Annotated in this window: 14 protein-coding genes; 6 read left to right on the top strand and 8 right to left on the bottom strand. The window is 43.1% G+C overall.

Translation table 11 applies throughout. The features are described 5' to 3' along the window. Window positions 1-101 precede the first annotated feature (101 nt). The gene (greB, locus tag B3Q46_RS15135) at window positions 102-596 is read right to left on the bottom strand and encodes a transcription elongation factor GreB (protein ID WP_104425877.1); all 495 of its coding nucleotides are present in this window, start codon (window positions 594-596) and stop codon (window positions 102-104) included. 364 nt (window positions 597-960) lie between these two features. Between greB and B3Q46_RS15130 the strand changes: the two genes are divergently transcribed. Next, a complete protein-coding gene (locus B3Q46_RS15130) occupies window positions 961-2,076 on the top strand; it encodes a transglycosylase SLT domain-containing protein (RefSeq protein WP_104425876.1) in 1,116 nt (371 codons plus the stop codon). Between the two features lie 92 nt (window positions 2,077-2,168). On the opposite strand, the gene B3Q46_RS15125 is transcribed toward B3Q46_RS15130, so the two are convergent. Next, window positions 2,169-2,555, bottom strand: a complete 387-nt coding sequence (locus B3Q46_RS15125) for an SCP2 sterol-binding domain-containing protein (RefSeq protein ID WP_004784757.1) — start codon at window positions 2,553-2,555, stop codon at window positions 2,169-2,171. 218 nt (window positions 2,556-2,773) lie between these two features. Beyond that, complete coding sequence (gene ttcA, locus B3Q46_RS15120; protein WP_004784760.1) at window positions 2,774-3,703, bottom strand: tRNA 2-thiocytidine(32) synthetase TtcA; 930 nt, start codon at window positions 3,701-3,703, stop codon at window positions 2,774-2,776. Window positions 3,704-4,204: 501 nt separating this feature from the next. Between ttcA and B3Q46_RS15115 the strand changes: the two genes are divergently transcribed. Continuing rightward, on the top strand, window positions 4,205-5,077 hold the full coding sequence (locus B3Q46_RS15115) for a lytic transglycosylase domain-containing protein (RefSeq protein WP_034170191.1): 873 nt from the start codon (window positions 4,205-4,207) through the stop codon (window positions 5,075-5,077). 177 nt (window positions 5,078-5,254) lie between these two features. Continuing rightward, entirely contained in the window at window positions 5,255-6,160 is a 906-nt protein-coding gene (gene htpX / locus B3Q46_RS15110) for a protease HtpX (protein ID WP_004784764.1), read from the top strand. Between the two features lie 74 nt (window positions 6,161-6,234). Here the strand turns inward: htpX and B3Q46_RS15105 are convergent, their stop codons facing one another. The 5 genes from B3Q46_RS15105 to B3Q46_RS15085 form a co-directional block, all read right to left on the bottom strand. Next, window positions 6,235-6,816 carry a DUF4112 domain-containing protein gene (locus B3Q46_RS15105; RefSeq protein ID WP_004784766.1) on the bottom strand — a complete coding sequence of 194 codons (582 nt, stop codon included), beginning with the start codon at window positions 6,814-6,816 and terminating at the stop codon, window positions 6,235-6,237. A gap of 75 nt (window positions 6,817-6,891) precedes the next feature. Further along, on the bottom strand, window positions 6,892-8,226 hold the full coding sequence (gene mgtE / locus B3Q46_RS15100; protein WP_004784767.1) for a magnesium transporter: 1,335 nt from the start codon (window positions 8,224-8,226) through the stop codon (window positions 6,892-6,894). 41 nt (window positions 8,227-8,267) lie between these two features. Next, complete coding sequence (locus tag B3Q46_RS15095) at window positions 8,268-11,393, bottom strand: efflux RND transporter permease subunit (protein WP_004784769.1); 3,126 nt, start codon at window positions 11,391-11,393, stop codon at window positions 8,268-8,270. 171 nt (window positions 11,394-11,564) lie between these two features. Continuing rightward, entirely contained in the window at window positions 11,565-14,660 is a 3,096-nt protein-coding gene (locus B3Q46_RS15090; RefSeq protein WP_286716560.1) for a multidrug efflux RND transporter permease subunit, read from the bottom strand. A gap of 256 nt (window positions 14,661-14,916) precedes the next feature. Beyond that, on the bottom strand, window positions 14,917-16,518 hold the full coding sequence (locus B3Q46_RS15085) for an isocitrate lyase (RefSeq protein WP_004784773.1): 1,602 nt from the start codon (window positions 16,516-16,518) through the stop codon (window positions 14,917-14,919). 681 nt (window positions 16,519-17,199) lie between these two features. Here B3Q46_RS15085 and B3Q46_RS15080 point away from each other — a divergent pair. The 3 genes from B3Q46_RS15080 to B3Q46_RS15070 all read left to right on the top strand — a co-directional run bounded on the left by B3Q46_RS15080 (window position 17,200) and on the right by B3Q46_RS15070 (window position 19,977). Beyond that, entirely contained in the window at window positions 17,200-18,189 is a 990-nt protein-coding gene (locus tag B3Q46_RS15080) for a LysR family transcriptional regulator (RefSeq protein WP_004784775.1), read from the top strand. Between the two features lie 131 nt (window positions 18,190-18,320). After that, complete coding sequence (locus B3Q46_RS15075) at window positions 18,321-19,643, top strand: hemolysin family protein (RefSeq protein WP_004784777.1); 1,323 nt, start codon at window positions 18,321-18,323, stop codon at window positions 19,641-19,643. Between the two features lie 55 nt (window positions 19,644-19,698). Next, window positions 19,699-19,977 (top strand): hypothetical protein, encoded by a 279-nt coding sequence (locus B3Q46_RS15070; protein ID WP_262735889.1) that lies wholly within the window; start codon window positions 19,699-19,701, stop codon window positions 19,975-19,977. Window positions 19,978-20,006: the final 29 nt, after the last annotated feature.

Raw genomic sequence — 20,006 nt, 5'->3', positions numbered from 1 at the left:
CTGCCACGCTTCCATGGCCGCCATCATATAAATAAAAATTGCGCTTGGCAAATATTTTTCCAATTTCTCTGCATCAACTGCACAAAATAAAATCAATTTCATTAATCTTCTGAATTTCCTGGCTTTTCATAGCGAATTGAATTGATAAACCAGAGTTTCTTGCCGGATGGCGTTATCACCTCAGCTTCATCATCCACTGACTTGCCTAACAGGGCACGCGCCATTGGGGAATCAATCGAAATATGCTGCGGATGATGATCATAAATTTCATCGACGCCTACGATCCGAAGGTTCTTCTGCTCACCCTGTTCATTTTCAATTTCAACCCAGGCACCAAAATAAACTTTACCTTCCTGTTCAGGAGAAAAATCAACAATTCTCAGCTCTTCCAGCCGCTTGCCCAGATAACGAACCCGACGATCAATTTTACGTAAAAGCTGTTTGTTATACTGGTAATCTGCGTTTTCCGAACGGTCGCCGAGACTGGCTGCCCAGTTCACTTTTTTGGTAATTTCAGGACGTTCTTCATGCCAGAGATTTTTAAGTTCTGCCACCAATTTGTCGTGTCCACCACGGGTAATCAGGTTAGATTTCATGTGTTTTAATTGCCAATTTTGAACCAGTTTTTAGACATTAAGAGCTTATTTTATTTGGAGTTTTAGGACAAGCCAGAATGTGCAATTTTTTTCTTCAATAAATTTAACAACTTAAATTACATTTAAAAAATAAATTATATACAAAATTTGACAATTAATTTTTTGATCTTTAATATGCACCCTACTTTTGGAATCGCTTATTTTTTAATCTATGTAGTTTTTCTACATATTTCCCGATCAATTTAGTCATTTTTGAATGACGTCATGACTGCCCAACCCTTATTGAATTTATCAAACTTTTAAAAGTTTCTGGCTAGTATTGGCTGTGATTTTTAAAGCATAAATTACTTGTAGCGGAGACAACATGCACAGTAGTTCAACCACTGGGTCGAGGCTTTGCCTTAGCTCTTTTATCTCTTCTCTCCCTGTAAAAGCACTGGTACTGAGTACGGCACTTATCCCCTTTCATAGTATCAATGCCACTAAAACCACACTTCAATATGATCATGTGGTAAATAGCAACAAACTCACCGTCGTCGCAGTTCAAAGTCCAACGACTGTGTTTCAGAATGGACAACATCAGCATGGTTTTGGTTACGACCTGGTTCGCAACTATGCCAACAGCCTGAATGTTAAGCTGGATTTTAAAACTGTTCCGGATAATGCCACGGCCCTGAAATGGGTAGCCCAGGGCAAAGCCAATCTGGCCATGACCACCACTGATCTGGGTACGATTGAACAACAGCGTTTAACGGCTTTTTCTGCCACTTGTGGTGATGAGTCTTCACTGGCCAGTAATGGACTGAATGCCAATCTGAATCTGGTATTTAAATCAGCTAGTGATCCCTTGAGTCAAACCGCTAGTGCTTTTGTCTGTCAAGGCAAACAAAGCGGTGCGATCAAGCAACTTGCTTCCTTCTACAATCAGAATGTAGTAGAAGAGCATTCTTGGGATGAAATTCAACAGGACCTGAACCAGCGCCTCCCCACATACAAGGCGAGCTTTCAGAAATCTGCTCAGCAGTACGATCTGGACTGGCACCTGCTCGCCGCGATCGGTTACCAAGAATCCTATCTAAAGCCAAACTCCGTATCTCCCACCGGTGTCCGCGGTCTGATGATGCTAACAAGCTCTACCGCAAAAGCGATGGGGGTTAGTAACCGGACAGATCCAGGCGAAAGTATTGATGGGGGTGCCAAATACTATGATCAGATGCTGAGCCGTTATGAACATATTCCTTATCCGGATCGTAATTGGTTTGCTTTGGTTGCCTATAACATGGGCCCCGGTGCTGTGAATCAGCTGCAAAAACGTATTCAGGCTCAAGGCAAGAATCCGAATAATTGGGTAAACCTGTATGCTTATCTGGAACAGAATAAAGCCAGTAATGGTCGTTACCGTCAGGCCCTTCAATACGTGACCCGTATCCGCGCCTATCTGGAACACATCAAGACCACCCCACAGCTAGTGAATATTTAAGTCTGATCAATTTAAATCTAGCTATTCAGCCATAAAAAAAGCTTACCTCAGGGTAAGCTTTTTTGTTACTTCAGCTTTTTAGATCAAGACTATTAAGCTGTGGTATTTTCAAGAACTTTCTTGAATAGGTCTTTTTGAGCTTGGCTTGGCTTCGCTGTTTGCAATGCCATCAATTGAGACATATCACCTTGCACCTTGATCTTACCTGTCATGAAAGCTTGCATTGCAGCCGCCATATCAAACTCAAGGAAAACTTTACGTAAGGTTTCGCCATCCATGTTCAATGTTGTTTTTGCATTTGGAGACAAACCTTTTTTAATCGCGCCACCTTCCAAAGATAATTCTGTATTACCTGTAGTGTCTGCAACGACCAAATTAATTGCTAGATTTGCCAAAGCAGGTGGCAAATCCAAATCACCAGCTTGTGCAGTGAGCGTGTCTACAGTCGAAAACCAATCATCAGTTAAAAAAGCAGGCATGATCTTTCCTCAATTTATTTATTCATTTGTGTCGACTATCCAGACGACATCAGGTTGAAGCTATTATGCTTGTGACTTGTTATAACATGATCATTATGGCAAAGGCTAACGAATTTTGTACGCACCGTTCAATTTTTGTAGTTCTTATCTTACATTATTTTTGATTCAGGCATCGGCCGTAGCCCATACCTGTATCGGCTTAACTTTATATAGGTCGATTAGTCTGCTGCAAAGCCCAGATTGACCATATTGATGCGGCGGTTCTCACCTTCTACCGCCTCTTCAGTTGAACAGCTGCTGCCTTTGAAATCGAATTCGCGCTGACTGTCCAGAATTTCAAAGTCGAATAATTCACGGTCAACTAACTGAGATGGTGAAACATTTTGTAAGGCACCAAAGATGCTGTGCAAACGTTTTGGATGCGCATTGTCCCATTCACGTAACATGTCATTGATAATGGCACGTTGAAGATTTTCCTGAGAGCCACATAAATTACATGGAATAATTGGAAATTGACGCATCTGTGCATATTTGATGATGTCTTTTTCTTCCACATAGGCCAATGGACGAATTAAGATATTCTTTTTGTCAGAAGACAGCAATTTTGGTGGCATGGCTTTCAGGCTGCCCCCATGGAACAGGTTCAGGAAGAATGTTGCCAGAATATCATCACGGTGATGCCCCAGCGCCACTTTAGTCGCCCCAATTTCCTGAGCAAAACCGTACAAAGAACCACGGCGCAGACGTGAGCATACTGCACAGTAAGTCTTGCCTTCCGGTGTCAGTTTTTTAGTAATGCTGTAGGTATCTTTTTCCAAGATGTAATACGGAATGTTATTTTCTTCTAAATAACGCGGTAATACATCTTCCGGGAAACCGGGCTGTTTCTGGTCCAGGTTAACTGCCACTACATCAAAATTGATCGGTGCAATGCGTTTAAACTGAAGCAGGATATCAAGCAAGGTATAACTGTCTTTACCACCAGAAATACACACCATGACCTTGTCGCCGTCTTCAATCATCTTGAAGTCGCGAATGGCATGTCCGACCTGGCGGCGAAGCTTCTTCAACAAACGGTAGTAGGCAGAGCTTGTTGGCAGTTCAGGTTTGAAATTAAATCCTTGCTCGGATTCAACTGGCGAGTACATAGACGAGAATAACCCATAAATAAAAATACCGCGCAATTTTAGCTGATTCGGTTCCGTATCGCATCAAAAGAATTTATTTTCATACAAATGCCATATTAGTTTCATTTTCATGTTTTATTTTGATTGATATATTGAACGATTTAGTTCAATTTTTAGGCGAGATGCTTATCTTTTGGACTTTTCCACAGTTGTCCACAAAAGCTGTGGATAACTTTGTGGATTGAAATGGACTTGACAACTTGTTCACCTCAAAATTTAAGGCTTTTCTTTAAATTGATCATTTTTTGATCAATTTATTTTATTATTAAAATCAATAACTTAAACCTGTCAACCCTAAGGTTTTAAATTAAATAAAAAAAATATTTTAGTGTTCAAAATATTGACAGGCGTTCCTGTTTACATACTCGTTTATAAATGCAGCGTATAAGGCTGTGCATTACGTAATTTTTTGTTAAACTCATCCATGAATTTTTCTAGCTTATTATTTATCAAATATAAACAATGAAAATAAAGACGTATTTCTTGGGGTGTCAACTGATGGGTAGCTTGGTTATGCTGAGCTGTAGTCATTTGGTGTATGCCGGTGAAACCATCTATCAGTTGCGTGATAAAAACGGCAGTACCTTATTGACCAATAAGAAGAGCCGTTATAATCATCTTCAGGTCGAAAAGAAGACTTATTATCCGGATAGCAATATTCATAGCTATAGTAACTGGGGCAGCAGCGAGTCGTCGGTTTTGCCTAGCTATAGCAAGAATAAGAATGCTTTTGATTCGATCATTCGTCAGGCCGCACAGACTTATGGTGTGTCTGAAGGTTTAATTAAAGCAGTCATGCATACTGAATCCGGTTTTAATACCCATGCCCGCTCCCCTGTGGGTGCACAAGGTTTGATGCAGCTGATGCCAGCCACAGCACGTCGCTTTAATGTCAGTAATGCTTATGATCCGCATCAGAATATTATGGCGGGTGCTAAATATCTGGCCTGGTTATTAAAGCGTTTTAATGGCAATACCAGCTTGGCACTGGCGGGCTATAATGCCGGTGAAGGCAATGTCAGTAAATACGGTGGAATCCCGCCTTTCCGGGAAACCCAGGATTATGTGCGCCGTGTGACCAGCCGTTTTCAAAACCTGTATACTCATGGCCTGAGTGCAAGTACAACCACGTCTAACACACCATCCAGTGAAGGCCGCATCATTGCCAGTTCAGCGAACTACTCCAATGATAGCAGCAGCACTTCGCACATTCAGGCAGCCAAGTATCAGCGTCAGATTATTATGAATGCTGATGGCAGTTATACCGATGCACCGATGGGTTCTTATGCAACGGCGAATGCAACAGCAGCAGCTAAAATTTATTTAAGTGAATAAAAAAATCAAAATCATTTGATTCTGAATGGCCTTAGCGAAAATGTAGCAAAAAATAAAGCTGTGTTTTGTGATCTAGGGCCATTTTTTTCTTGAATTTTTAGTCATTTCACCCCATATTGATTTCAATGATTTTCATTTTCTAATCAGATTATTTTTTTATAATAAGAGGATTTCTCAATGATGCGGATTGGTTTGTTCTTGCTAACCAACCTCGCGGTACTGGTTGTAGCTGGCATTATCCTGTCACTCTTCGGTGTCGGTAGTTACCATGGCGCGGGTGGCTTGAATCTAGGCAACCTGTTGGTGATCTGTTTTGTGTTCGGTATGGTGGGATCACTGATTTCCCTTTTCATGTCTAAATGGATGGCGAAAAAAACAACCGGTACTGAACTGATTGACCCAAATGCCCCTCGTAACCAGGCAGAAGCATGGTTATTACAAGAAGTTGCGCAACTTTCTCAGCGCGCTGGCATTAAGATGCCGGAAGTGGGTATTTTCCCATCTTATCAGTCAAATGCTTTTGCAACAGGCTGGAACAAGAACGATGCGCTCGTTTCTGTGTCCACGGGTCTGCTTGAACGCATGAATAAAGATGAACTTCGCGCGGTACTGGCGCATGAGATCGGTCACGTTGCCAATGGCGATATGGTGACACTGGCTTTGATTCAAGGTGTGGTCAACGCATTTGTCATGTTCTTTGCCCGTGTAGTTGGTGATTTCGTAGACCGTACAATCTTCGGCCGTGAAGAAGGTGAAGCACCAGGTATTGGCTATTTTGTGATTACCATTGTGCTGGATATCGTATTTGGTATTATGGCTTCTGCAATCGTATTGTGGTTCTCACGCTACCGTGAGTATCGTGCTGATGAGGCAGGTGCACGTTTGGCAGGCAAACAGGCGATGATTTCAGCGTTATTACGTTTACAGGCTGAATCAGAAATGCCGGATGCTATGCCGAAAGAAATGAAAGCCTTTGCGATTGCAGCTGGTCAGGAACAAGGTTTTAGTCTGGCGGCTCTGTTCCAGACTCACCCAACGATTGAACAACGTGTTGCTGCTTTGCAACAACTCGATTGCCCTTAAGCAATATATTAATTGCTTGATAGAAAAAAGCCTGCGAATGCAGGCTTTTTTATTAAGTTTATATTGATAAACCTTCAGGCTTTAAACCATTGAAAAAGCTGCATTGTGCCCCAGCCAATAGCCATAATTAACAGAATCAAGAAGAAAGTTCCTAAAAGATCTGGCAGATGAATCCAGATCCAGGCCACCACAGGATTACGCCAGAAAGCGGATTGCTGTTGTCTGCGTTCCAGACTTTCATGCAGAAATGGATGCACCACATGATGATCGGTACGGATCTGGTATTCGTCCCGGATATGCTGATGCACAATATCCAGTGCCTTACGGCTAGGACGAATGAAAATATCAAATATTGTTCCCGCTACAGGAATAAAGCCGACCACAGCATCCATGACGGCCATTTTCAGGACTGGCTTTAATTTTTCATTCGATACCCCGATCTGACGGGCTTTATAAATCGCATAACTGGTCAATACAAAACCTGCGATATCTCCTGCTACCGGAATGGTACTCAAAGCAGCATCTGCCCCGACGCCCTGCTTGGTAAATGGAATCCGTACCACCGAATCCATCATATTGGCGAACTTGGCCAGATCCCGCTCCAGCCGAATGACATCCTGTTGGCTCAGTTTATTTTTCTGTCCGGGATCAGGCATAGGTTCTTCCAGAAATGAGACTGATGTAATTGAGCATAAAGTATTTTTTCTATTTAAGCTGTAATTGCTAAGTATTTAAAACAATAATTGAGAGGCAATAAACAAGTAAATAATCACCCCGGTGGCATCACAAATTGAAGTCACCAGAGGTGCTGATGCACTGGCTGGGTCCATTTTCAATTTATTGAGAATAAAGGGTAAACTCATGCCGATTAGACATCCCATCAGTACAATACCTAACATACTTAAAGCGAGTACAACAGCGACCATCCAGTCGCCTCGAATATAACCCAGAATTGATACTGCAATGGCCATCGTTCCACCCAGACATAAGGCAACTAGAGATTCACGACCAAGCAAGCTAAACCAGTCCTTAAACTGCACATCGCCTGTTGCCAAGGCACGCACCATTAGGGTGGCAGATTGTGAGCCAGCATTCCCCCCACTTCCCACCAACAATGGCAAGAAAAATACCAGCACAATATGGGTGGAAATAATATCTTCAAAATGGGCAATCCCGATTCCGGAGAGCAGACTGCCAAACACCAGAATAACCAGCCAGAATACCCGTTTCTGATACAGTCTGAGAATCGGTGCAGTTTTCAGGCTCAGCTCATTCAAAGGCGTCACTGCACCGGATTTTAAAATATCCTCGGTGCTTTCTGCCTCTGCAATATCCATGGCATCATCATAAGTAATAATCCCGACCAGCTTCTGGGTCGCGTCGACCACAGGCAAGGCGATAAAATCATAATAGGCCAAGGTACGGGCGACCTGCTCCTGATCCTCATCTACCGTGGCATAGACTACATCTGTGGTCATGACCTCATTAATAGTGGCATCCGGCCGTGCCTGAATAATTTGTCGCAAGGAAATTACGCCGAGCAGATGCTGTTTTTCATCGACAATATAGATCAGATATAAGGTGTCATGATTCCCCGCAATATCACGTAGCGTTTCAATCGCTTCAGTCATGCTCAACTCGGGAGCAAGCGTGACGAAGTCTGAACTCATTAATGCACCGGCAGTTTCTTCCGGATAAGCATGCAGCTCTCGCAGGGTTTGTAGCGACTGGGTGGATAATTTGCCAAGTAACTGCTGCTGCACTTCACAGGGCATCTGCTTGTATAAATCAATGAAGTCATCGGAATGCATGGCATCCATCAGACTGGCCAGTTGCTCCAGAGGAAATTGATAGGCCAGCTGGATTTGCATGGCCAGTGGCAAGTACTCCAGTACTTCTGCCTGACGTTCCAGCTGCCTGAAATGGTGACAGCGTTCCGCTGGTCCAAGTTCAGACAAAATTCTGGCCTGATCGGCAATATTCAGCTTTTGTAAAAGCTGATGAATATTATTTTCCCCTGTCAGCAGAGTCTCATGTAGTTGCTGTATTTTTTCTTGGTGCTGCATTTCCCTACCATCATTCCATGCAGGTATGAAACATACCCGCCCTAGAGTGAGTATTCCTCATTTTCCTGATTGATTTGTATAACTTTATTTGTTGCTTTGACACGAAACAGGTTTCGGATTAACACATACATAAATGGGATAAAGAATAACACCAGAATAGTCGCAAAAATGACCCCGCCCAAAACGCTGGCACCAATTTCCTGACGGCTGATCGCACTGACCCCAGAAGCGAAAATCAAAGGGATTACTCCCGCAGCAAAAGCAATAGAAGTCATGAGAATAGGCCGCAAGCGTAAACTTGCTCCCTCTAAAGCTGCAGCTATAGCTGTTTTTCCTGCTTTCTCTGCCTGTGCAGCAAACTCCACAATCAAAATGGCATTTTTACAGGACAGACCAATCGTCGTCAGCAAGGCAATATGAAAAAAGATATCATTGGCGAAACCAAAGACCCAGCAAAATAAGATACTGCCGCCTACGCCCAATGGGATGGCACTGATCACGGCCGCAGGAATGGTCCAACTTTCATATAAAGCGGTTAAGCACAGGAAAATAAAGGCAATCGAAATCACATAAAGAAAAATCGCCTGACCGCTGCTGCGCTTTTCTTCCAATGCGGCTCCGCTCCAGGCCAGATTCACACCTTCCTGGGCATCTACCAATGCTTCAACATCCTGCATGGTCTGACTGGAAAACTTGTCCTTTGGAATCCCTGCATAGACTGGAACAGCGTTATAGCCCATATAACGGTTAATACTGTTCGGCCCGCCCTGCCAATTCAGACTACTGAACTGGTTAAATGACAGCATTTCACCTTTTTGATTGCGTACATGCCAGAAGGCCAGATCTTCAGGTTTGGAACGGTATTCTGCCTCACCCTGCATAATCACACGTTTAATCTGCCCGCGATCAATAAAGTCATTGATGTAAGTTCCACCCCATGCTGCAGCCAAAGTACTGTTTACATTTTGCTGAGGAATGGAATGCTTTAACACACGTTCTGCATCAAGTTTGATATTCAGCTCAGCACTTTCTTTAGGTTGATCCAGCTGTAAAAATTCAATCGATGATTTGCCTTGGGCACGCGCTTCAATCTGGCCAAATGCCTCCTGTAAAAATTCAGCCCCTTTATAATCCAGGTCTTGCAACCAGAAATCGACTACACGACCATTACTTGACATGGAAGGTGCCATAAAGAAAATTTGGGCATTGGCATGATTGGCAAAGTGTTTCTGTGCTCGATCGACAATAGCAAAGACCGAATCTTCAGGATTTTTGCGCTCAGCCCAGTCTTTTAATACCACAAAAAGCTGCCCACGATACGGACCTACACCGACATTGTTGCCACTATACCAGACACCTACACTCTGAATGCGTTCCGATTCATGTTTCATCAAATAATCTTGTACTTCACGCCCGACTTGTTCGACTTCTGTACGCGGTGCATTGCCAGGCATGACAATCTGCCCCATAGCAAAACCCATGTCTTCAGTGGGCATCAATCCTTCCGGCAAATACTTATATACCCAGCCGAAGCCCATTATGTACACACCAAACAGTGCCAACATCGTGAATTTCAATTGCATGCTTCGAGCTGAAACTTTTTGGTAACTGGCATTGAGCTGATCCATGCCATGGTTAAAGCGCTGTGCCCAGCGAGCCTGATAAGGTTTGCGTTTGAGGAGTTGTGCCGCAAATGTTGGGGTAATCACCAAGGCCACGAATAAAGACAGCAACATCGCTACCACCAAAGTGATAGAAAATTGACGATAAATCACTCCAGTGATACTGCCAAAGAAAGCCATCGGGATAAATACTGCAGTAAGTACCAGCGTAATACCGACCAGTGCCCCGCTCATTTCCTGCATGGATTTTAAGGCAGCCGCTTTGGCATCCAGATGTTCGTCCTGCATCAGGCGTTCAATGTTTTCCACCACTACAATGGCATCATCGACTAGCAGACCGATGGCCAAGATCAGGGCAAACAAGGTAAAGTTATTCAGAGTCATACCCAAGACATACAGCACAGCAAAGGTTGCCAAAACCACAATCGGAATCGTAACGGCCGGAATAATCGTGGCACGCCAGTTTTGCAGGAAGATAAACATCACCACAATGACCAGAATAATGGCTTCAACTAGAGTTTTAGCTACCTGTTCAATTGAGCTGGTGATAAATGGAGTTTTGTCCATGGTCATTTGCAACTGATAGTGCGGTGGCAAATTGGCCTGAGCGTTTTTTAATACGTCTTGAATCTGTTTGGAAACTGCAATGGCATTACTCCGTGGCGCCAAAGTAATCGATAAAGCTGAAGAGAGCTGTCCGTTGGTATAGTTAATGTGGTTATAACTCTCTGCACCTAGTTCTACCCGTGCCACATCTTTTAAGTACAGCAATGAACCGGAATCCGTGGTTTTAACAATAATATTCTCAAATTCTTTCACGCTGCTTAAACGTGAACCCGCACTGACCTTGGCATTGAGATATTGATCCTGCATCGTCGGCAAACCCCCAATTGCGCCTGAAGCTAGGGGTGCGTTCTGGGTTTCAATGGCATTGCGAATATCGCTTGGCATCAGGTTAAACTGCTGCAACTTATGCGGATTTAGCCAGATCCGCATGGCATAACCTGCACCGTACAGGTCAATTTCCCCCACACCTTCGATACGTGACAAACGCGGTTCCACATGCACCATCAAATAATCTGAAAGTTCGGTGACGCTACTCTGCCCACTCTCATCATATAAACTTAACAGTGCAAACTGGTCATACCCTGATTTATAAACATTGACTCCGCCCTGCTGCGTCTCTTCAGGTAAGCGGCTCAATACGCCATTGACGGCGTTTTGAACCTGTAACTGGGCTTGATCAAGATCGACCCCTTGCTCAAATTGCAGCGTAAGTTGAGCCCGTCCCACCGAACTGCTGGAGTGAAAGGTTTCCAGACCTTCAATGCCTTTTATCGCCTGTTCCAGAATCTGGGTCAACGATTGCTCAACTGTTTCAGCCGATGCACCACGATAACCTGCGGAAACGCCTAAAGCTGGCGTATCCATATTTGGCATATGTTCAATGGGAATTTTTTGAAGTGCAAATACCCCAAGGGCCATCATTAAAATTGCAATGACCGCTGCAAACTTGGGACGATAAATAAAAAAGCGCGACAACATAAATTAGAAATCTCCATCAAATGCATCTTTAGAGTGCACACGCCATGAATAGATGATTTCTATAGCAATTTTTACACCATGCTTAAATATAAGCCAATCTTTAGCTCTTTAATTTCGACAAAAAATCCCCGTCATAACGAGGATTTTTGAGCTCAATATTTTGTATTGATATTAGGTACGTGATTTCTTCGTCGTCATTTGGCGAATTAAAACGTACATAAATGGAATAAAAATCAGTACCAGTATCGTTCCGAAGATCACTCCACCAAAAACACTGATTCCAATCTCACGACGACTGGCTGCACCTGCACCAAAAGCAAAGACCAGTGGCAAAATACCAGCACCAAAGGCCAGAGAGGTCATTAAGATTGGACGCAAGCGTAATGACGCACCCTCAAGTGCAGCTTCAACTACCGATTTACCTTTTTCCTGAGCCAATGCCGCAAACTCTACAATTAAAATTGCATTCTTACAGGACAGACCAATCGTGGTCAGCAAAGCAATCTGGAAGTAAATATCATTCGGAAAATCTGCCAGAAAACTAAAAATGATATTCCCACCAATCCCTAAAGGAATCGCGGACATGACCGCAGTCGGAATCGTCCAGCTTTCATATAAAGCAGCCAAACACAGGAAAATAAAACCGATCGATACCAGATAAAGCCAGATTGCCTGATTACTGGATTGTTTTTCCTCAAAGGATAAACCGCTCCAGACCACGTCAATGCCATCCTGTTCTGCCACCAGATTTTCAACATCTTGCATCGCTTCACCAGAACTGGAACCTTTGACCATATCCGCTTGCATTTGTAGCGAGGTATAGCCCATAAAACGGTTGACTACCTCGGGACCACCACTCCAGTCCACCTGAGCGAAATTACTAAAAGGCACCATCTCGTTCAGGTCATTACGTACATGCCATTGTGTCAGATCTTCAGGTTTGGAACGGAATTCTGCATCACCCTGCATAATCACCCGTTTAATCCGGCCACGATCAATAAAGTCATTAATATAATTACCGCCCCAAGCCGCTGAAAGCGTACTGTTAATTGCGGATTGACTCAGACCATTGGCCATGGCCTGTTTCTGGTCAATATTGACTTTCAGTTCGGCTTTTTCCGGATTAGAGCGCTTATCCAGATTTTCAAAGCTCCTATATTGAGCTGCGCCAGCCTGCATATTCTGGAACTGTTCTTCCAGATACTCACGGCCATTACCGTTAATATCACGAATCCAGAAATCCAGGCCGTCGGTTTGACCTAAACCATTCACTGAAGCCGGCATACTGATATTGACTTGGGCATCGCGGTTACTACGGAAATGCTTCATGGCACGTTCACGAATCGCCTGCGCAGTATTTTCTTCTCCTGAACGGTCATCCCAATGCTTTAAGGCTACAAAACCGGTCGCCAGGTTCTGACCGGTACCTGAGAAGTTACGGCCATAACGTAACATGACCAAGTCGATATTGTCCTTTTCTTCTTCCAGAAAATACTGACGAATCTGTTCACCGACCTGAATGGTGTTTTTCATTGGAGCACCTTCCTGTAGCCGGATCTGCAGATTCAGAATACCCTGATCTTCGCTCGGCAAGAAGCTGGTAGGTAAGGCGCGGTAGAATAAAGCAAATACACAGATCAACCCGGCAAAAAGCACCAGGCTAATGGCCTTATGTTGTAGAGTGACATTAGAAACTTTCAGATAACGATGCTTCAAATCATCCAGTTTCTGGTTAAACCAACTCGCCCACTTGGCAGGTTTTGGATTCGGTTTCAAAATCAGCGCACAAAGTGCAGGTGTCAGAATCAGTGCGACCATCAGCGACAGAGACATCGCTGCCACGAGCGTAATCGAGAACTGACGATAGATCACCCCGGTTGAGCCACCAAAGAACGCCATGGGAATAAAGACCGCGGTTAAAACCAGGGTAATCCCGATCAGTGCTCCGCTGATTTCCTGCATGGATTCCAGTGCTGCTGCTTTGGCTGTAAGTTGCTGCTCATGCATCAGACGTTCAACGTTCTCTACCACCACAATAGCATCATCGACTAGCAAGCCAATCGCCAGTACTAAGGCAAACAAAGTCAGCGTATTAATACTCAGTCCCAAAACATAAAGTACCGCCATGGTTCCGAGTAAAACTACAGGCACAGTTACAGTCGGAATTAAGGTCGCACGCCAGTTTTGCAGGAAGATAAACATCACGATGACGACCAGAATGACCGCCTCGAATAAAGTTTTAACGACTTCTTTAATCGATTCTTTGACAAACGGGGTATTGTCACGCGGATAAGCAATTTTATAGCCTTCCGGCAACTGCTGGGAAAGTCGCTCGATTTCAGCCTTGATCAGACTCGACGTCGCAATTGCATTGGCACCGGAGGCTAGTGAAATGCCCAGACCGGCAGAAGGATAGCCATTGGTAGTGCTATATGACTGATAATTTTCCGCACCCAATTCTACCCGTGCAACATCTTTTAAATAGATAAAGCTCCCGTCCCGGGCAGACTTCACAATAATATTTTCAAATTCTTCGACTGTTTTTAAACGGCTGCCTGATGTGACTTTGGCATTCAGATACTGATCATCGACTGTCGGCAAGTCCCCAATTGCACCGGCTGCCACCTGAGTATTCTGTGATTCAATCGCTGCCCGCACATCACTTGGCATCAGGTTATATTGTTTTAATTTTGCTGGATTCAGCCAGATGCGCATCGCGAACTGTGAACCAAAAACATCCACTTCCCCAATGCCATCAATTCGGGAAATATCCTGTTCCAGATGCGTGGTCAAATAATCAGATAGTTCAATATTGCTACTACGCCGTGATTCATCATACAGACCGATGACCATATGGGTATCGCCAAGAGATTTGAAGACATTCACGCCCTGTCGCTGGACATCGTCAGGCAAACGATTGAGAACCCCGTTAATCGCATTTTGAACCTGTACTTGTGCTGTATCTGGATCGGTGCCATTTTCAAAACTGATGCTGATCCGGCTTCGACCTGAAGAATCACTACTGGAGCTGAAATACAGCAAGCGGTCGATACCTTTAATTTGCTGTTCCAGCACCTGGGTCACGCTCTCTTCTACCGTTTCTGCAGATGCACCAGTATAAGTTGTTGCCACAGTAATACGTGGCGGTGCAATATCCGGATAACGTTCGACAGGTAAATTCATCACCGCAAAAAGTCCAATGGCCATGACCACAATGGCCAGTACACCTGCAAAAATAGGACGATGAATGAAAAACTTAGACAGCATAAGTCTGAATCACTTTGAATTTAATGAATTATGGAAAGCGTTGCATTATTGAGTCAGCTTAAGGATATTCAGGCAGTGGCCTAGGGAATGCAAGGCTTGATCACAGAAAAATATGTATAAAATTGAATCATGAAGAAAATATGAAGCTTTTGCCTTTCATCTAGCTGTTTCAACAATTTATAGGGTTATTCATTTTATGTTAGGCATAAAAAAACCCTGCTTGCGCAGGGTTTTTTTAGAATCGATTCAGAGCTGATTAAGCAGAGAATTGGTTCATTGTGTTTTTCGCATCGTCACCCGCTTTAAGCGCGTTGTCACCAGCGAAGATTTCTTTGTGGTCGTCACCGATGTCAGAACCAGCCATTGCTTGGTGTTTCACACAAGCGATACCACCGCGGATTTCTTTACGTTGTACGCCAGCAACATAAGCCAACATACCTTCAGAACCGAAGTAACCTTGAGCAAGCTCATGAGTAGAAAGAGCAGCTGTGTGGTAAGTAGGCAGAGTGATCAAGTGGTGGAACACGCCTGCTTCACGAGAAGCGTCTGCTTGGAATGTACGTACTTTTTCGTCAGCTTCAGCAGCCAATTCAGAATCGTCGTACTCAGCGCTCATCAATTTAGCGCGGTCGTATGCAGATACGTCTTTACCTTCAGCAACCCAACGGTCGTACGCTTGTTGACGGAAGTTCAGTGTCCAGTTGAATGATGGAGAGTTGTTGTAAACAAGTTTCGCATTTGGCACAACTTCACGTACACGGTTAACCATGTGAGCGATTTCAGCAACGTTTGGAGTCGCAGTTTCGATCCAAAGTAGGTCAGCACCGTTTTGTAAGCTAGTTACGCAGTCAAGTACAACGCGGTCGATTTGCGTGCCTTCACGGAACTGGTATAGACCAGAAGCAAGACGTTTAGGACGGTGAAGTTTACCATCACGCTTGATCAGGATTTCGTCTTCTTGTGCTTCAGAGATATCAATTTCTTGAGTGTCTAAGTAGCTGATGTATTGAGAAGCGATGTCGCCTGGCTCTTTAACCACTGGGATTTTTTGAGTCAAGTCAGCGCCTTCAGAGTCAGTACGTGCAACGATGATACCGTCGTCAAGACCCATTTCAAGGAATGCATAGCGAAGAGCGTGGATTTTCGCGATGAAGTCTTCGTGTGGAACTGTTACTTTACCAGCTTGGTGACCACATTGTTTCGCGTCAGAAACCTGGTTTTCGATTTGAAGTGCACAAGCACCCGCTTCGATCATTTTCTTAGCTAATAAGTAAGTTGCTTCTTCGTTACCGAAACCAGCGTCGATGTCCGCAATGATTGGCACAACGTGAGTTTGGAAGTTGTCGATTTGTGAAGTGATTTCAGCAGCTTTAGCTGTATCACCAGCGTCTTGAGCTTTTTTAAGTGCGCGGAACAGGTCGTTCAGTTCTTTCGCATCAGCTTGACGTAAGAATGTGTAGATTTCTTCGATCAATGCAGGAACAGAAGTTTTCTCGTGCATAGATTGGTCAGGAAGAGGACCGAATTCTGAACGAAGTGCGGCAACCATCCAGCCAGAAAGGTAGATATAGCGACGTTCAGTTGTACCGAAGTATTTTTTATTCGCAATCATTTTTTGCTGAGCGATGAAACCGTGCCAGCAGCCTAATGATTGAGTGTATTTGCTAGAGTCGGCATCATAAGCAGCCATATCACGACGCATAATCGCCGCTGTATATTTAGCAATGTCTAAACCAGTTTTGAAACGGTTTTGCATTTGCATACGCGCAGCATCTTCAGGACTGATGTCTGCCCAAGTGTTACCGAATTTCGCTTTTAATTCGCGGATTGCATCAATCGCTGTTTGGTATGTAGTCATGATATATTCCTGTATTAATATTAGGATTTTTCTGCAACGAACCGCTCAAATCACACCCTCAATGACTTGTTCAGATTTTCGACGATCCGTTGGGATAGCTAAAGATTAGTGGGCTTCGAAAAATTAATCCAATATTCTGCAAGAATTATCATTATTTATTTAAAAAATATGTAGATGAAAGTCTAATTATATATTGACCAATATTTTATAAGTTATTGTATTTTATATTTTATATTTGAATTTTTAAAATTGAATTTTGTCTAAAACATCAACAAAAAGAGCAAAAAATATTCATTAGACTTAAGTCTTGCAGGACTTTAGCAGCGCTTAATTTCAGCAATTTTTGTCTATTTTCTAAGCCTTAAAACTTGGAACACTTATTTCGAAGGAATTATTTTTCATTTATTTGTGGAAATATTTTTAGTCAAATCTGGCACATTATTTGCTAATTTCCTCTGTTTTGCAGAAATACCTTTCTTTCGTTTTTGGATGCAGCCAGATTTGCTTTCTGCTCTTAAAAATAGAGGAGGATTCAGGCTGGCAAAATCTACAGTGAAAGAGACTCTAAAAAGGTATTTCAGTACAATCAGCTGGGCTTTTTTTCATCAGTTGCGTACACAAGCTATAGTAGTTATGGCATAATCCATATAATTTCATAATTTTATTTTCGGTATTTTTTTTATGAATCTGGAGCGGGTCGATCTTAATCTCCTCATTTATCTTGACGTACTTTTACGTGAAAAAAATGTCACGCGTGCAGCAGAACAACTTGGGGTAACCCAACCTGCGATGAGTAACATTTTACGTCGCTTACGAAATTTATTTAATGATCCCCTCTTAATTCGCTCTTCTGAAGGTATGACTCCAACAGAACGTGCACTAGAACTCCAACCTCGTATCCGCGACGCCTTAGCGGATCTTTCCATGATTCTGGAACCGCGTACCGAGTTCCGTCCTTATACCTCAAATCGTGTCTTCCGTATCATGACTTCAGATTATGCTGAAGCCACACTGGTACCACGCTTGGTGAAAGCATTACGTTCAGAAGCACCGAATGTGGTTCTCGACTTCTTAACGCCAAGTGATGTGTCCTATCGTGACATGGAACAAGGTAAAGTTGATCTGGCGATTAACCGTTTTAATGAAATTCCACAAAGCTTCCACCAGGTACTGGTTTGGCGTGACAGCTTTTCTTGCCTGTTAAATAACAAGCATCCGGCTGCGGGCAACCTGAATCTGAAAAGTTATCTGGATGCACAGCATATCTGGGTATCAAAAACTGGTATGGGCGTTGGCTTTGGGGTAAACCCTGAGAAACAGGCAGGTCTCGGCTGGATTGACCAGGCCCTTGAGCGTATTGGTCAGAAACGTAAGATTTCGGTATTTACCCGTCATTATCAGATGCCCGGTCTTCTGGCTGCCAATGTAGATCTTGTAGCAACATTACCGACCCGTATTGCACGTCTGCAAGCCAAAAACCAGAACTTGCTCATTAAAGACCCACCATTCTATATTCCTGAGTTTGAATTGAAGATGGCGTGGTGTCCTTTATTGCATCATCATCCCGCCCATCGCTGGTTACGCCAGCTGATTCTATATGTAGCGCGTCAGATGATCGAAGAAGAAAATCGTGAATTTTTAATGAATAATTCGCAATTTTCGCATTATTAAATTGAATATTAGCTAAATTGCTCATTTTTAAGCTTATACTCTAGAGACTTGAGTTGCTTTATTTGTACCTCAAGTCTTTTTTTGTGTTAAAAATATTTTTAGCTAGATCATATTAATCCACAGGTGGATTCGTGAGCCTCTTTCAAAACATCGTGATTATCTTATTACTCATCGCGGGGGCCGGTTTTTTATCATTAACAGAAATCGCGCTTGCAGGTGCTCGTAAGGTCAAATTAAAAATTTTGGCTGAATCGGGAGATATTCGCGCTCAAAAAGTTTTAGATTTACAAGAAAACTCTGCTGACTTTTTTGCAGCTTCCCAAATCGGCTTAAACGCCGTTGCCATTTTAGGCGGTATTTTAGGTGAAGGCGCCTTCCGTCCTTATATCATCAATTTACTTTCCAGATTTTATCAAGGTCCCTGGACTGAAACGATTGCGTTCAGCTTATCCTTCACTGCAGTTACTTCATTATTTATTCTGTTTGCGGACTTGATGCCAAAACGTCTGGCCATGATCGCTCCAGAAAAAATTTCTGTCTCGGTAATTAATCCGATTCAGGTATTTATCAAAATCTGTAAACCATTGGCCTGGTTCATCAATGCCATTGCGAACCTGTTATTCCGTTTATTTAAAGTTAATACCATTCGAGATGACAATATTACCTTTGCTGATATTTCTGCGGTAATGGATGCGGGTGCTCAGGCAGGGGTGTTACAGAAACAGGAACATCACTTTATTGAGAACGTGTTTGAGCTTGAAGAACGTAATGTTCCTTCCAGTATGACGACTCGTGAAAATGTGGTGTTCTTTACCTTGAAAGAATCTGAAGCCAGTATTCGCCAGAAACTGGCTGAATTTCCTTACTCCAAGTTCCTGGTCTGTAATGAAAATATCGACGATGTAATTGGATATGTCGACTCCAAAGATATTCTGGTTCGTATTCTGAATAATCAGTCTTTACTTCAGTTGAATGAAAATACCATCCGTACGGTTCTGACCATTCCAGATACGCTAACCTTATCTGAATTACTTGACCGTTTTCGTTCGACCAAGGAAAAGTTTGCAGTCGTTATTAATGAATATGCCTTGGTCGTAGGTGTCATTACCCTTTCCGACATCATGATTACCGTGATGGGCGACTGGGTTACTCCCCTGGAAGAAGACCAGCAGATCATTAAACGTGACAGCAATTCATGGCTGATTGATGGCAGTACGCCTATTGAAGACATCAAACATGCGCTGGAAATTGATGAAATGCCGGATGAAGAGAATTATGAAACTCTGGCTGGTTTTATGATGTTCAAGCTGCGCAAGATTCCACGTCCTGCAGATATTGTGCTACATGCGGGTTATAAGTTTGAAGTTGTCGATGTTGATCATTTCAAGATTGACCAGTTACTGGTTACACGTATGCTGGAAGTGAAAAAACCACCGACAGAAGAATCAGAATAACCTGGTTCTTCTTCAATTTTTTTAAAACTCCAAAAACAATAATAATGAGACTTTTATGAATCTTGCTGCGCTACTCGCCTGTCTGAGTTTTTATTCGGCCTTATATTTATTCTATTTCTTCTTTATGCAAGATCAACAGCCTGTATTTCTGATCATAGCAATTGTGCTTATTTTACTTTCAATCTGGCTGACTCCCTATCCTTATGAACGGCACCGGCAAGGATTTGATTCGACTTTAAGAATAGGCGAATATTTTTATTATCCGCTCATCACTTGGTGGCGGCTGTTTATCCTTCCTATGCACTGGCTACTTTCCCTATTTTATTCTCATTAAAAAAGCACCCGAAGGTGCTTCTTTACATT

Source organism: Acinetobacter sp. UBA2581, assembly GCF_002339435.1.
In the GTDB taxonomy this organism is placed as follows: Bacteria; Pseudomonadota; Gammaproteobacteria; order Pseudomonadales; family Moraxellaceae; genus Acinetobacter; species Acinetobacter variabilis.
The sequence above is the reverse complement of the archived record's forward strand: the minus strand, read 5'-3'. Positions and strand labels throughout refer to the sequence as shown.